We start from the raw sequence: 504 nt of genomic DNA on the forward strand, positions 1-504 counted from the left end.
GGCCGATTAACACGGCCAGTTTTTGCATAATGCCGGTGGCGTGGAACAGAACATTCTTCTGCCATTCCTCCAGAGTTCCCATGACGCCGATGGCAGAAACCATACTGTACGTTGCAGAGGGGAGCATCCCTTTCAAATCAGTACGTCGTGCAGGAATAATGGGATATGTACCATGCATGAAACAATATTCGCCGGGTTGCCAGCCATGTCTGTTCACCAGCCGATAGCGCTCCAGAGGCAAGCTGGCGGCAGCACGAAAGTAAGCATTCATCGTTGATACGCCATTAACAGCGATAAGGCCTTTCCCGGCGAAATGGCGACAAACTAATTCACTCCTGGACAATACTTCAGCTACCGGCACGATTTCCTGGCTGATCATGCCATTTGTACTCTGGCAATAAAACACGACAGATAATCCAGAGCTCTCCCCTTTTTCAACCGCCAGACCGACAGGGATGATATAGCCAGACATAATCAATCTGGGTTCTCCCGCACGGTCTACAC

Annotated in this window: 1 protein-coding gene; it reads right to left on the minus strand. The window is 50.4% G+C overall.

The genetic code is table 11. The features are described from left to right. A partial coding sequence (locus tag K5E19_RS24120) for a DUF927 domain-containing protein (protein WP_260411953.1) occupies positions 1-472 on the minus strand: 472 nt, incomplete at its 3' end. Positions 473-504: the final 32 nt, after the last annotated feature.

It is taken from the genome of Enterobacter sp. RIT637, from assembly GCF_019718755.1.
Taxonomy (GTDB): domain Bacteria; phylum Pseudomonadota; class Gammaproteobacteria; order Enterobacterales; family Enterobacteriaceae; genus Enterobacter.